8 protein-coding genes are annotated in these 16066 nt (G+C 41.1%); 7 read left to right on the forward strand and 1 reads right to left on the reverse strand.

Annotated elements, in window-relative coordinates; genetic code table 11:
• Window positions 1–107: 107 nt before the first annotated feature.
• The 6 genes from DXD65_RS07310 to DXD65_RS07335 all read left to right on the forward strand — a co-directional run bounded on the left by DXD65_RS07310 (window position 108) and on the right by DXD65_RS07335 (window position 11466).
• Complete coding sequence (locus tag DXD65_RS07310) at window positions 108–3050, forward strand: SusC/RagA family TonB-linked outer membrane protein (RefSeq protein WP_080597311.1); 2943 nt, start codon at window positions 108–110, stop codon at window positions 3048–3050.
• A 20-nt stretch (window positions 3051–3070) separates the two neighbouring features.
• A complete protein-coding gene (locus tag DXD65_RS07315; protein WP_034533057.1) occupies window positions 3071–4669 on the forward strand; it encodes a RagB/SusD family nutrient uptake outer membrane protein in 1599 nt (532 codons plus the stop codon).
• 1235 nt (window positions 4670–5904) lie between these two features.
• Window positions 5905–8871, forward strand: a complete 2967-nt coding sequence (locus DXD65_RS07325) for a SusC/RagA family TonB-linked outer membrane protein (protein WP_081027245.1) — start codon at window positions 5905–5907, stop codon at window positions 8869–8871.
• A 31-nt stretch (window positions 8872–8902) separates the two neighbouring features.
• Window positions 8903–9229 (forward strand): hypothetical protein, encoded by a 327-nt coding sequence (locus DXD65_RS21220; RefSeq protein WP_233556123.1) that lies wholly within the window; start codon window positions 8903–8905, stop codon window positions 9227–9229.
• The gene (locus tag DXD65_RS07330; RefSeq protein WP_233556124.1) at window positions 9226–10482 is read left to right on the forward strand and encodes a RagB/SusD family nutrient uptake outer membrane protein; all 1257 of its coding nucleotides are present in this window, start codon (window positions 9226–9228) and stop codon (window positions 10480–10482) included. Before DXD65_RS21220 ends, DXD65_RS07330 begins: the two co-directional genes overlap by 4 nt.
• Before the next feature lie 30 nt (window positions 10483–10512).
• Window positions 10513–11466: a hypothetical protein gene (locus DXD65_RS07335; RefSeq protein ID WP_022402273.1), complete on the forward strand. Its 954-nt coding sequence runs from the start codon at window positions 10513–10515 to the stop codon at window positions 11464–11466.
• A gap of 95 nt (window positions 11467–11561) precedes the next feature.
• On the opposite strand, the gene DXD65_RS07340 is transcribed toward DXD65_RS07335, so the two are convergent.
• A complete protein-coding gene (locus DXD65_RS07340) occupies window positions 11562–12782 on the reverse strand; it encodes an ATP-binding protein (RefSeq protein ID WP_008665782.1) in 1221 nt (406 codons plus the stop codon).
• A 417-nt stretch (window positions 12783–13199) separates the two neighbouring features.
• Between DXD65_RS07340 and DXD65_RS07345 the strand changes: the two genes are divergently transcribed.
• The gene (locus tag DXD65_RS07345; protein ID WP_255343559.1) at window positions 13200–16049 is read left to right on the forward strand and encodes a SusC/RagA family TonB-linked outer membrane protein; all 2850 of its coding nucleotides are present in this window, start codon (window positions 13200–13202) and stop codon (window positions 16047–16049) included.
• Window positions 16050–16066 lie beyond the last annotated feature (17 nt).

Below are 16066 nucleotides of genomic sequence, written 5' to 3' on the forward strand. Positions count from 1 at the left end.
TATACATACACCTTGTGAGAAAGGAAATTTCGCTATAGTGATTTCTATTACATGGTATAATCGCTTGATTATTAATAAAATAAGAGTGTTGTAGTTCCGCGAAAACTCTGGTGATTTCGTACATCGGTATGAAGACTCAAGAAGTGGTAATCAAACCGAGCGTAAAAGTGGTTATGATGCCTGATACAGAGATACTTGATGAAGTAACAGTAGTGGCTTATGGCACTAAACGTAAACAAGATTTGGTGGGTTCTATCAGCAGTGTAAAGAATGAGATTATCAGTAATTCACAAGCTACATCCGTGTCCAATGCATTAGAAGGAGCTGTGGCTGGTTTGCAAGTTGTAAGTTCTTCCGGCCAGCCGGGACAAGATGCCAATATCGTATTACGCGGTATCGGTTCTATTTCGGCCAGCAACAATGCACTGATTGTAGTAGATGGTGTGCCCTTCAACGGCAAGTTGTCGGACATCAACCCTACAGACATTGCTTCAGTGAACGTGTCGAAAGATGCTGTATCCAACTCTTTGTATGGTTCCCGTGCAGCAGGTGGTGTGGTCATGATTACTACCAAGACCGGACGCAAAGACAAGGTGGCCATCAACTTTAACGGCTCCTGGGGTGTGGCACAGCGTGCGTACAAGGACTATGATATGGCTACTGATCCGGGAGAGTTCTACCGTTTGTCTTGGTATGGTCTTCGTAACACCTATTGGGCGGCTGGAAAATCCATTGAAGACTCTAATTTAGCAGCCAGTCAGGATTTGCTGGGCGAACTGGGTAATTACAATGCTTATATCATCCCGCAAGGAGAGTATCTGGTAACACCAGATGGAAAACTTAACCCCAATGCACGTCTGCGTTATAATGATTCGTTTGCCGATGCCTTGTTCGACAATGCCTTCCGTCAAGAGTATAATGTATCTGCATCGGGTGGTAATGACCGCACAGATTACTATGTATCTATGGGCTTTCTGGACAATGACTCTTATGTGCTAGGTTCTTCTTATGAGCGCTTTACGGCTCGTGCCAACGTTAACTCTCAGTTGAAATCCTGGTTGAAGGTAGGTACCAATGTAGGCTATTCCAAAGCAACTCAGAATGGTGTACAAGAGAATGCCGGAGCTGCCTCCAATCCTTTTGAGGTGGCACGTTCTTGGGCTCCCATCTTCCCGGTTCATGCCTATGATGCAGAAGGTAATATGAAATATTATGAGGACGGAAGTCCTATGTATGATGCCGGAAACGGTGAGACAGACGGTACATCTAAACGTCCTACGGCTACTAACCAGAATGTGATAGCCAATATGAAAGAGGATATTCGTGAAACTGTGTACAATAATCTGACTTCACGCTCGTATCTGGAAATCTCGTTCTTGAAGAATTTCAAGTTTACAGCAAACTACAGTTATGATTTCACGAACAGTAGCCAGACAGTATTCTACACTCCGCTCATCGGTGACGGACAGTCTTTCGGTGGTCGTGGTACAAAAGGAAGCTACAACACTACGACTACCAACTTCAACCAGATTCTGGCCTACAGCAATGTTTTTGGCGATAACCACCACTTGTCGGCCAAGATAGGTCACGAGTACTATAAGTATGAATATCAGTATTTAGCAGGACAGAAGACCAATTTCTTTAATCCGAACAATCCGGAACTGGACAACGGTGGACAAATGCAATACATTAACAGCTACACGGCAAACCATAACATCGAGGGGTATTTCGGTATGGCAGACTACGACTATAGCAACAAATATTATCTTTCTGCAGCCTTCCGTCGCGACGGTACTTCCCGCTTCTTGGACCGCTGGGGTAATTTCTGGTCGGTAGGTGCCGCTTGGCGTATTTCCAACGAAGCATTCATGGAGGGTACAAACTCTTGGTTGAACGACTTGAAACTGCGTGCGTCTTATGGTACCCAAGGTAATGAAAGCATCCTTTCGGAGTATGACTATGCCTATGTGTACACGCCTTATCAAGACCAATACACAGTTACTTGGAATGGTTCAGAGTTGGGTTATTCACCGGAATTCTACGGTAATCCGGACTTGACTTGGGAAAAGCAGAAGACTTTTGACGTGGGAGTAGATTTCCGTCTATTCGACAGAGTATACGGTTCATTCGAATATTTTTATCGTCGTACAGACGATATGCTCTTCAAGCGCCCTGTAGCTTACTCTACAGCCGGACGTCCGTATAATTGGGAAAACCTGGGTGCGATGAAAAACACTGGTATAGAGTTTGAAGTGAATGTGGATATTTTCAATCAGCCCGACCTAAAGTGGACGGTATCGCTCGTGGGATCTCACTACAAGAACCGCATCGTGACACTGCCCGAAGAAAACCGTGAAAATGGTATCACTTCCGGTCCGTTCAACCTGCGCGAAGGTAAGAGCCGCTTTGAATACTATACTTATATGTATGCCGGCATGGACGAAAAAGGAAATGCCATGTGGTACATGGATGAGACAAACGAGAAAGGGGAAGTGACAGGCCGTACTACCACCACCACTTATGCAGACGCAACCCGCTACTTCATTGGAAAATCTGCACTGCCCGATTTCAACGGTGGTTTGAGCACTACTTTCTCTTACAAGGGAATCGACCTTTCTATAGCAACGGCTTTCCAAATTGGTGGCTATGCTTATGACTATTCTTATCTGTCCGGCATGAGCTCTTCATTCTACGTAGGTCATAATAAGGATATGTGGAAAACATTCAACCCTGAGACCGGTCAAGGTTCACTTCCTATTTGGAATGCTGACAATGCTTCCAACTCTTTCACTCAGCAATCAGACCTCAATCTGATAAAGGCCAGCTACTTCAGTATCCGTAACATCACTTTGGGCTACACATTGCCGAAGAACCTGACGCAGAAATTGGGTGTTGAGAAACTGCGTATCTATGCTACGGCAGATAATCTCGGCTTGTGGTCCAAACGTCAGGGATTTGACCCTCGTGTGGCAATGGCTGGTTCTGATGATGAATATGGAGGCTATTCTCCGATGCGTGTGATTTCCGGAGGTATCAACCTTACATTCTAAACTAAAAAATAAAATTGTATATGAAGATAATGAAATATATGATGCAGGTGCTTCTTGCTGGGGGCCTGCTTACATCTTGCATTGAAGATGCTGATGTTACCGCTTATTTGACTGAAGACCAACTGGGCAATGTGGCTCAGGAAGATCCTGATAAGGCTTTTTCAGCTGCTGTGGCAGGTATGTATACTGATATGCAACAGTATGTTGACGTCAATATGAGTCACAACTATTTCGGTCAAAAGAGTTTTGATTACTTAACATCGCTGATGGGCAACGATATGATTATGACCGGACGTTTCGCCATGAGTATGTATCATTATTTGCTGGATTACTGGCAACAGAACTATACTCCGACCAACAACCGTTGGAAAGAGTACTATCGCGTCATAGCCAATGCCAACAATATCCTCAAGCTGATTGACCCCAGCAGTGAAGATCCCGCCAATTTGAAATATCGTGCCATTGCCCTTGGTTTCCGTGGCTATGCCTACTTACAACTGACTTACTTATATCAGCATTCCTACTATACCGGTGCGGATGGAACGAAATGGGGCCGTGGAGAGAAATATGACTTCTCCCAGTCTCCGTGTGTACCGCTTATTACAGAGGATACGGAAGGTGACCAGCCACGTGCTACTGTAGCCCAAATCTATGAACAAATCAAGAGTGACCTTACTACTGCTTTCGATTTGTTCAAGAATTTGGATATGACGCGTACTTCCTCACCCACTGATATGGATGGCTGCGTGGTAGCTATGCATTTGGCTCGTGCAAATATGGTTATCCATGAATGGGATGAGGCGATAAAGTATGCGCAAGTGGTGATTGATAATTTCCCCATATTGCAGAGTGAAGACCAGATACTCCAGGGATTCAGTAATATCAGCTTACCGGATGTAGTATTCGGATGTGATATTACAGCAGACAATAGTACGACTTATATGTCTTTCTTCTCGCAGATGGATACTTATGGTGATGGGTATGCCGGCATCGGTGTATGGCGCGCTGCCTTTAAGCCATTAGTAGACCGTATCGCGGATACTGATATCCGTCTGCAATGGTTCTGCTGCGACCGTTCTACAGGTGTAACAGATGCTTCCGGTAATCGTATAACATTGATTCGTGACACTCAGTCTCCAGTTGCCGTGGAATACCAAGCTGTAAAATTTATCGGTACAGGTCGTGATAACATCAAGGCCGGTGTGTTCAGCGGATGGGAACTGGGAGATTATATTTACCTGCGTTCAGAAGAAGCTTACATGATAAAAATGGAAGCTTTGGCTCACAAGGGTTCTGCAGAAGCAGTGACTGAACTGAATAGCTTTATGAAGACTCGCCAGCCCGATTATAATTACACTTTCACGAATAAGGCTGACCTGATAGAGGAAATCATTTATCAGAAACGTGTAGAGTTCTGGGGTGAAGGTTTGGAATATATTGATAATCGTCGTTTGAATATTCCTGTAGATCGTACAGATGAAACTTGGGGCGCAGAAAATAATAATCACTTCTCTGCCGGTAAGTTCCGTTATAACCAAGAAGACAGGCCGTTCCTTTACCAATTACCTCTCTCTGAAATAGAGAATAATTCTCAGCTTTCTCCGAGCGACCAGAATTAATACCTCAAAGGACATGTTATACGGAAAAATAACACAGAAGCGCTATCTGTGCAGACTAATCAAGCTGCATTACCCCAACAATAATAATGCGACAACTATGATGATTCATCCGGTTGAACATACCGGAATTTCATAATAAAGTGTTTTTGAGAAGCCACTCATTGTGAAATGGGTGGCTTTTCTTCTCTTAATCCTACAAAAGACTTCAGGGGAAGTGTTATTTCAAGATTACATATCTTCCAAAAAAAGCCCTTTATAAGAAACAGAGCAGTTTTCCCATTCTTTGTTGATTGTGAGAAAATATTCTCCTTTTTTCTTCAATATTCCCCAATCTATCCGTTCATTATTGTGTTCAATTTTTACCAATTCGTAAAATGAAAAAATACAATGCCGGTCTTCCATCCGTTGGCTTCAATAAAAGTGAGGTCTTATCGATACGCCTAAAACCGTCATTTACGATTCTTCTTGAGACTGTTCTGCTATATTCTTTAAAACTGCCAATTCTTTTTTCGACTATAGAATTTCATAATACACCTTATCATTTTACATCAAGTCCACTATTATCGTAATGCACATTACGATAATACCAATTAGAGACGATAATTTGTATAAAATGAATTTCTCCTTGAACTTTTACACAAGAAACTATAAAGTAATTTATTAAGCTCCTTTAGAAATGATCTCATAAGTTCATTAGTTTTTTATACAGCAAACACAGATTTCCTATATTTGAAATAGGAATAAACTAATATTTATCTCTATCTGAAATGGGAATGGTTATTCTGTAATTTGAAATAGTATTTACATGAAATGCAATATTCTTATGGATGAAATAAGTAATACAAGTAAATATTCAACGAAAAATAAACAAATAATAGATATTGACATAATTACCCATTCTTTTAAAAAGAGGAATACTAATTTTACAACCGTAGTACATTAATTGATACTCAAACAGCTATTAATCAAAATATTACATTTATTAATGGTATCACATAAGTAAGGTTTTGTTTATTGTAGACCCATATAGGACAGCTTTGAAAAGAGTATTCCTTGTTTTAGCCAATTCTTTGACTTATTGTATATTCTTTATTATCAATATATTATACACATTGTAGTTCCGCGAAAACTCTGGTGATTTCGTACATCGGTATGAAAACTCAAGAAGTAAGTATATGTTTATTTTGTATTGCTTATTATCAACAATATAGACATATTGTAGTTCCGCGAAAACTCTGGTGATTTCATACATTGGTATGCAGACTCAAGAGGTTGATATTAAGCCGAATATAAAAGTATTCATGCGTTCCGATTCTGAGATGCTTGATGAGGTAATGGTGGTAGCTTACGGTACAGCAAAGAAGTCTGCTTTTACAGGTTCAGCCTCTGTGATCAAGTCTGAGACATTGGAGAAACGTCAGGTCTCCAACTTATCGAATGCACTTTCCGGTACTGTATCTGGTGTGCAGACACAAAGTACAAATGGCCAGCCGGGTACGAGTGCGACAGTTCGTATTCGCGGTATCGGTTCTATGTATGCCAGCAACAATCCTCTGTATGTAGTGGATGGTATTCCTTATGAAGGAGATATCTCCGCTGTCAATTCACAAGATATTGAATCAATGACCGTATTGAAAGATGCCGCAGCTGCTGCCTTGTATGGTGCACGTGGTGCAAACGGTGTTATTTTGGTTACTACAAAGAAAGGTAAGAGCGGTGATACGCAGATTTCTTTAGACGCCCGTTGGGGAGTCAACTCCCGCTTAGTGAAAAACTATGATGTATTGCAGAATGCAAATACCTATATGGAGACTGCATATTCTGCTTTGTATAACGGATACCTATATAATAGCGGATATACAGCAGAACGGGCTTATCAATTGGCCAATGCAGACTTGTTTCCAAAGCTGGGCTACCAAGTTTATACCATACCTGATGGACAATATCTTATTGGCCGGAACGGCAAGTTGAACCCTTATGCAACTCTGGGATATAGTGACGGTGACTATTATTATACACCGGACAACTGGTCTGATGAGATGTTCCAAAGTAATTTGCGCCAAGAGTATAATCTTAGTGTTTCTGGTGGTTCGGACAAATTAAGCTACTATCTGTCTGCCAGTTATTTGAATGATGAAGGTATTATTGAAAATTCAGGTTTCGAACGTATCTCCACTCGTATGAACGTGGATTATCAGGCTAAAAAGTGGTTGAAGCTCGGAGTTAATCTTAGCTATTCAAATGTAACAAGCCGTTCACCGGGCGATCAGGATACCGATGCTGCTACTTCTTCCGGTAATGCGTTCTTTGTTGGTAACTTTATCGCACCAATCTATCCGATGTATGTACGGAATGCAGACGGCAGTTTCCAATATAATGCCAATACTGGCTATCATGTATATGACTATGGTGATGGTTCAAGTACAAACTTCACCCGTAATTTTATGAGCATGTCCAATCCTATGAGCGGTTTCCTTTATGATACTGAAAAATATCTGATGGATATTCTGAATGGGAAATGGTATGCAAAGATTGATATCATTGACGGTTTGTCATTGACAGCTTCTTTGGGCTTGCATATTGACAACACACGCCAGCATAGTGTGGGTAACAAGTATTATGGTCAGTCGGCTTCCTATGGCGGTTCTGTTATGCAATACTCCTCACGCGTTTATTCGCTTGACCAACAATATCTGTTGAATTACAAAAAGACATTCGGCAACCATAACTTGGATATTCTTGCCGGCTATGAAAGTATGGACTTCAACACGGAAAGTCACTATATTTTAGGATATAACATGTATAGTGACAAGAACTGGACTGCATCTAATGTTATCGACCGCAAGAATGGTTCTGGCAGTTACAATGAATATGCCACAATCGGTATCATTACACGTGCCAGCTACGATTTCAATGAAAAATATTATGGTAGTGTTTCTTATCGTCGTGATGCTTCTTCACGCTTCCATCCGGATAACCGTTGGGGTAACTTCTGGAGTGTGAGTGCAGCATGGGATATGGCAAAAGAAAACTTTATCAGTCAATACGATTGGATCAACATGCTGAAGCTGAAGGCTTCTTTCGGTCAGCAGGGTAATGACAACCTCTATTATAAGGGATATACAAACTACTATCCGTATCTGGATCAGTTCACGGTTAGCGGGTCTGACGGTGTATTCTCTGATGGTGTGCTCTACTACAAGGGGAGCAAAGATATCACTTGGGAAACATCCAATTCATTCAATGTAGGTGTGGATTTCGCTCTTTTGGGAGGACGTATTGACGGTACAATCGAATACTTCAACCGCCAGACTAAGGATATGTTGTATTATAAACCGGTAGCGATGTCTAACGGTTATACCCAACTTCCTATGAATATCGGTTCGGTACGCAACTCCGGTGTGGAAATTGAATTGAACTATACTCCTATTGAAACTAATGATTTAAAGTGGGTGATCAATTGGAATGGAACATTGATGAAAAATAAGATTCTTGAGCTGCATCCGGATTTGAAAGGAGAGATGATTGATGGTTCCTATATTTATCGTGAAGGTGAATCTTTGTACCAGATGTATTTGACAAAATATGCAGGGGTAGATCCTGATTCCGGCGAAGCTCTGTATTGGGCAAAGGACGAAAACGGTGTAGAGTATAAGGATAAAGATTGGTCTGCTGCCTACAATTCCAATAGACAAGCTTCCGGTGACCTGTTGCCTACTATCTATGGCGGTGTCGGTACAACATTGGAGTTCCGTGGCTTTGATTTCTCCATCCAGTGTGCTTATCAGTTGGGTGGTACGATTTATGATAGTGGCTATCAAGCTTTCATGCATGGCGGTGACTCCCACTACATGGGATATAACTGGCACAAGGATATCTTGAATGCATGGACACCAGAGAATAGAAATACCAATATTCCGCGTGTAGATGCCATTGATAAATACACCAACTCTTCATCAGACCGTTGGTTGACAAGTTCTGATTATTTCTCTATCAATAACATCACCCTGGGCTATACTTTACCTAAGAGATGGTTGAGAAGTCTGGGTATTGGAAGCTTGCGTATTTACGGTGCGGCTGACAATGTGGCTCTTTTCTCTGCCCGTAAAGGGCTTGATCCACGTATGAGCTACACAACAGCTTCTACAGATAGATATACGCCTATACGTACTATTTCCGGCGGTTTGAAAGTAACATTCTGATAATAGTTCAATAATAAAATACAGAAAAAATATGAAGAAATTATATAAGATAACACCGTATGTTATGCTCGGTTTGATGGTAGCTGGATGTACAGATCTGGATACAGAACCGCTGAGTTCGACTATTACATCTGACCAAAAGGAAGAAGTTGTTGAATCTGATCCTTCCAGATTGGAAGCCAGCGTAGCAGCTGTGGCTGCAAATTTCACCCAATATGCCAAAATCTACACAGAAGATGACAATGTGCATAGTGATATAGGTTATCCGACCATTATGCTGGCCACGGAATCAAGAGGTACGGACATGGTGGCAGATATAACTGGTATTCCAATTCAGCCGATTACAGTGACTGCTTGAATACAAGTACAGCTACCATTGAATTCTGGGGTACATTGTACAATCAGATTTTTACAGCCAATAACGTAATCGGTACTGTAGATAACGAAACTGAAGATCCTACGTTACAATATTATCTGGCGCAGGCATTAGCTGTCCGTGCTTTTGACTATTTTACGTTGATACAGTTGTATCAGTTCAATTACAAAGGACATGAGAGCGCTATGGGTATGCCTTTGATTACAGAGCAGAATGCAACAGAAGTTGCAGCCAATGGCTGCGCCCGTTCTACGGTGCAGGAAACTTATGATTTTATCTTGGCAGACCTGAATAAAGCTATTGAGTTGCTGACAGCCACTACAAAAGAACGTGCTGACAAGCGCTATGTCAGCTTGGATGTCGCTTACGGTATCCGTGCGCGTGTCTACTTGGCAATGCACAACTATGCAGAAGCTTTAAAGGATGCGGAAGCCGCACTGGCCAAGACTACTGCCACTCCATACTCCCGTGCTGATGTAAGCAAGCCTTCATTCATTAATATCGAAGACAATTCATGGATGTGGGGTATCCTGATTACAGAACAGGACCGTGTAAGTACAACCGGTATTTGTAACTTCCCTTCACACATGGGGTCTTTGAATTATGGTTATGCTTCTGTAGGCGGATGGCGTAGAATCAGTCCGAAACTCTATAATGAGATTCCTGCCAGTGATGTCCGCAAGGGATGGTTCCTGAATGGTGAAGGTGTATCTGCCAATTTGCCTGCTGCAGCCCAAACATATATTACCGGGAAAAAGGCACCTGCCTATACACAAGTGAAGTATGGGGTGCTGAATGACCAATGGGGAACTGACAACAATGCTACGGATATAATATTGATGCGTGTTGAGGAGATGTATCTTATCAAGGCTGAGGCACAAGCTATGAGCGGTAATGTCAGTGGCGGTGTATCCACCCTTAACTCGTTTGTTACTGCATATCGTGACCCGTCTTATCAGTGTACAGCTACTACACCGGAAGCTGTGCAAGAAGCTGTTTGGCAACAACGTCGCCTTGAATTCTGGGGAGAAGGTATGGCATATTTTGACATTATGCGTCTGAACAAGGGAGTCAACCGTTTAGGCTGCGGCTTCCCGGCTACTGCCGTATTTAATATTACAGCAGGTGATCCGGTCCAGATTTACAGTATTCCTAATAAGGAAGTACAATATAATCCATTATTGGAGAACAATCCGTTGGTTTCGGCACCTACACCAATACCGGATGTAGAATAAAGTATATGTTAACTATTAAAAATATGGAATATGAAATATATAAATAAGATCCTTAGTCTGTTTGTCATCGCACTGATAGCTACGTCTTGCGATCCTGATGCAGAAAGTTATACTCTGGGTGAACTGGAAGACGGTAACCAAGGTATCTGCTTTGCGGGCAATTACACCCAAACAGTGGAAGTTGAGCCGGGAATAACCTCTTTTGATTTAACCTTGACACGCGCCTTGACAGATGCTGCCGGTACGGTTGATGTTACTGTGATAAATAATGAAAAGAATATATTTGTATGCCCTTCTACTGTATCATTCGCTGCTGGAGAGAAAACAGCCAAGTTGACTGTTGAAGCACCGTCAGCTGCTGAGGGTATCACTTATAATCTACAGCTGGCTTTGAGTGGCAATGATGTCAGTAACTATTCCTCTGGATACCATGAGATATCAGTGAATTTTGCTATTTTAAAGTGGGAATCTATCGGTACCGGATACTATTTGGATGGTACGGTTTCCAATTTCTTTAAAGTAGATCCGTCTGTTCCGATGGCTGTGGAAATTGAAAAGACTACAACTGCTACCAGTACACGTTTCCGCTTTGACAGCCCGTTTGCCAAAGTTGCGACTGCACAAGATGAGGTTGGCGGTTTCAACGGTTATCCCTTTAATGAAGAGGCTGATATAGTTCCAGGTGAATATACTTTCGTAATTGATGTGACTAAAGAAGGTGCTTCTTTGAAACCGGTTCAATATGGTATGGATTGGGGATATGGTATGTTCAGCGGTGGTTCTGTATATGGCAACCTATCTACTAATATAAATTCTTATCCTTTGGGAGTTTATAATGAAAAGGCCGGTAGTATTACCTTCCCAGCCAATTCGTTGTACGTAAGTATGGCTGACTATCAAGACGGTGGTGCATATCCTTGTACCAACCCGTCTTATCTCTACTTGAGTGCGGAAGCATACCTTAACTCTTTGGAGACAGAGTAATTTGAAAATTAAAAAAATTACATAAGAAAAGCCGGTTCACACAAAGGGCCGGCTTTTTACTTTAAATATTGATTCGTAGAGATTGAATCGTTAATTTACAGTTTTTCTTTATCCTCTGCCAACAAAAAGTTTCGCAGTGAAATCTGTTTAATTCCTTTGTAATTTCCCCCGCTTTGCATTTCATCCATTGTTACCACATATTTAGGGTAATTGTCTGCTATTTCCAAAAGATTGCCAAATTCTCGCCTAACAGTTGCATCGTCGGGAAGCATATACGCTACTTGAATATAGATTTTATGGTCGTCTTTGGAAGCAATGAAATCAATTTCTTTATTACCACTCTTTCCGACATATACTTCATATCCATATCTTAACAAATCAATGCATACTACATTTTCCATTAACTTGTTGATGTCTTTTCGAAAATCGAAATGCTGTATGGAATTATGTAATCCTAAATCTTCAAAATAATATTTCTCACCAATCTCAAAGATTTTCATCCCTTGGATTTCAGCTCGTTGAATTTTGTAAATAAAGAAACTATTGCACAGTGCCTTTAGATAGTTCAGAATTGTCTGCGTAGGAATGTTGACGTGTTGCGACTTTAAATATTTACTAATATTCTGGGCAGAAAAAAGAGAACCGGTATTATCTATCAGATAAGCTACGAGATTCTCCAAAAAAGATACATTCCGGATTGATTCACGGGCAACCACATCTTTTAGTAGGATAGTAGAGTAAACATTTCTCAAATACTCGAATATGACATTCTTGTCCATTGTTAGATTATGAATGTATGGCATACCTCCGAATGTAAGATAGAGTTTTAAACTTTCGGTGGAATCTTGACATTGATTGAAAGTTAAGAATTCCCCGTAGCTAAGTGAATGAATGGGAAATTCTATATATCTTCCTGCCAATTGAGTAGCAAGTTCACTGGACAGCATTTTAGCATTACTTCCGGTGCAATAGATATCGCATTTATTTTCGTTCAATAAACTCCGCAGACACAATTGGAATTCTTCAATCTCTTGGATTTCATCTACAAAAAGATAGTTATGATTATGCCCAGTAACCTTCTTTAAAACATATTGATAAAGATCCATGTAGTTCCTAATTTCCGTGAAGGCAAGTTGCTCTTTATCTACAAAAATGATATTGGCTTCCGGTATGTTTTTCTTTATGATATCTGATATCTGCAAAAGAATGTAGCTTTTACCTATCCTACGTTGGCCGGTTATTACTTTTATTATACTTTTATCAATAAACGGTTCAATTCTCCTTATGTATAAAGGGCGGGAGATATAATTTTTCATATTCAAACATGATTTAGTTTATATACAAAGATATAAAATATTTCAATTATAATTGAATCTTGCCGTATATATTATATATTCATCAATTATAAATAACATATGTAAAGCAAATATTTCTCAACAAAAAAATATTTTGGAACTTTTATGGATAAAATTTATCTTTCAAGATAAATTCCTCTATATAATCTATCGTTATTCTTGAATAAAAAACATTTATTGGGTTAATTAGTACATCACCAATTAAAAGAGTAGAATGAAATGTTACAATAACGCGCTCATTATCAGCTTTTAATTATTCAAAACGGTATGAAATGGGTACTTCGAGCCACTTACCTCCCTTTGCCATATACCTTTATAGATAATATACAATAGAATAAACTCTGTTCTATAGCAAACGTAAACAATTGTTTTTTAGCAATATACACTTATTGTAGTTCCGCGAAAACTCTGGTGATTTCGTTTGTTGGTATGCAAACCCAAGAAGTAACGATTAAACCTCATGTAAAGGTAATTTTGAAATCCGATTCTGAGCTGCTTGAAGAGGTTGTGGTTACCGGTTACGGTACATTTAAAAAAGCATCATTTACTGGAGCTGCTTCTACTGTAAACACTTCCACCTTGGAAGATGTACCTGTTCTTTCTGTTGCCGACAAACTTTCTGGTAATGTCGCTGGTGTTACTTTTGGCTCAAGTTCAAGTAATCCAGGTTCTGTAAGCAGTATCCGTGTACGTGGTATGGGTTCCATCAATGCCGGAAACAATCCGCTTTATGTTATTGACGGAACACCGGTCACAAGTGGAGACTTATCCGAGTTCACTTATAGTGATGCAGGAACTGATATTTTGTCTTCACTCAATACCAATGACATCGAGTCTATCACAGTTATCAAAGATGCGGCTGCTGCCTCTCTTTACGGCTCGCGTGCTGCTAACGGTGTTGTGGTCATTACGACGAAAAGCGGAAAACAAGGCAAAACAAATGTAAGTTTCCGTTCCGACTGGGGTTTCTCAAACATGGCAATAGATTATCGTCCTATGCTCGACGGTGACTCGCGCCGCGAACTCTTATGGACCGGTCTCAAGAATTACGGGTTATACACCGGAAACATGTCCGATGCAGATGCCGCAACTTTTGCAGACCAGAACATCGAGGACTTTGCTTCAAAACCCTCAACCGGATGGACGGATTGGAAAGACCTGCTTTTCCGTAACGGTTCTCATCAGAACTACCAGTTGAGCGTATCTGGCGGTAACGACCGTACCAAGTTCTACACCTCAGCTGCTTATACCAATCAGGAAGGTATCATTTACAAACAAGGTCTGGAACGTTTCACTGGTAATGCAAACCTCACTCATAAGTTTGGAGACTTTGAAGTTCAGGTTACAAGCCAATTCTCAAAAGTAAGACAAAACAAAACTAATGAAGCTACCTCCTATGATGGACCTGTGGCCAATTACGCATTCTTCCAAAGCCCCTCATCAACCCCTTATAATGAAGACGGCACATTAAACAATGGTTGCGGCGTATTTGGAGTCAATCCTTTGTATGAAAGAGAACACAGCTCTGACGTTTATACCCTGATGAAGGCATTCAATACAATCAAGTTGACCTACAATATTTGGGACAAGTTGAATTTAAGTGAAAAGATTGCTTATGATTACGCACAAGGAACCAATGACGTTCTTTGGGACAGACACTCAAACAATGGTGCCCCCGGTGGTGTCATGCAGCGTATCGTCAATCGTAATGACCAGCTGAATACACAAACCCAGCTCTCTTACATCAACTCTTTCGGTCTGCACAATATTGACGCCCTGCTTGGTTTTGAAACACAAGATACGGAATATGCTTTCAACTACATGGCAGGCCAAGACTATCCGGGTGATTTGTACGAATTGACAAATGCCGGTTCAACAAGTGCCGAAACCAACAGACAGAGCTATCGCATGACTTCGTTCCTCGGACGTGCCAATTATAACTACGCAGACAGATATTATCTCGGTCTCAGCTATCGTACCGACGGAAGTTCACGTCTGGCAAGAGAAAACCGTTGGGGAAGTTTCTGGTCGGTTTCCGGAGCATGGAGATTCATAGACGAAAGTTTCCTGAATCCTGTCAAGAGTGTATTGACAGATGGAAAGCTCCGTGTGTCATACGGTGTAAACGGAACGCAACCATCAGACTATTACGCTTATATGAATCTTTATAAATACGGAATCATATACAATGGACAGTCAGGAATGTCCATCGTCGGAATTGCAAACCCGGACCTGAAATGGGAAAAGAACAAAACATGGAATATCGGTCTCGACCTTTCATTCATCGACCGTATCTCTGTAACATTCGACTACTATCAGCGTAAAACCAGCGACCTTATATATGACCTCCCCGTATCACAAGTCGGCGGATATTATGATGGCAATTATGGGTATACCACCCCGCAAAACATCGGTTCACTGAAGAACTCCGGTTTTGAGTTGACCATTACATCAACCAATTTCAGAAACAAGGATTTCACGTGGACCACTTCTCTGAACATGGCACACAACAGCAACAAACTGACCAAATTGGATGGCCAGCAGAATGAAATCGTATCAGGACCGCTGATTCACCGTGTAGGCGAACCTTACTATTCATACTATGTTTATGAATACGCCGGAGTCGACGCAGAGACCGGTAAAGAAATGTTCTATCTGAATGACGGAACAGAGAATGCCCGCAAGACAACTACAAATATCTCTGAAGCCAACAAAACTATTGTAGGCAAGCATCAGGCTAGTATAGAAGGCGGTCTTACCAACAACCTCAAATGGAAGTTTATCGACTTGGGCTTCACTTTCACTTATTCATTGGGTGGTGATGCTTTTGACTACTCCACTTGGCAGCACTCCAATGGCGGTTCACATCTATACGGTGGTGCCGTACCGACATACTACGACATCTCAAAGATGTGGACCGGCCCGGGCGACACGAATGCCACATTGCCTAAATTTGAATATGGAAGCGTAGCTTCACTGTCTTCACGCTGGCTGATGCCTACTGATTATCTACGTCTGAAGAACCTCACATTAGGTGTAAGCATTCCGCAAAACTATATCAACAAGCTTGGACTTAGCAAGGCAAGAATTTACTTCTCGGGGTCCAACCTGCTTACATGGAAATCTAAAGACTTATTTGTAGATCCGGAAATGCGTGTAGACGGACTATGCACATTTGAGACTCCGGCATTGAGAACATATACATTCGGAATAGAATTGAATTTCTAACTAATAAAGATACGAAA

This window comes from Bacteroides sp. 4_1_36 (assembly GCF_003466325.1).
Taxonomy (GTDB): Bacteria; Bacteroidota; Bacteroidia; order Bacteroidales; family Bacteroidaceae; genus Bacteroides; species Bacteroides uniformis.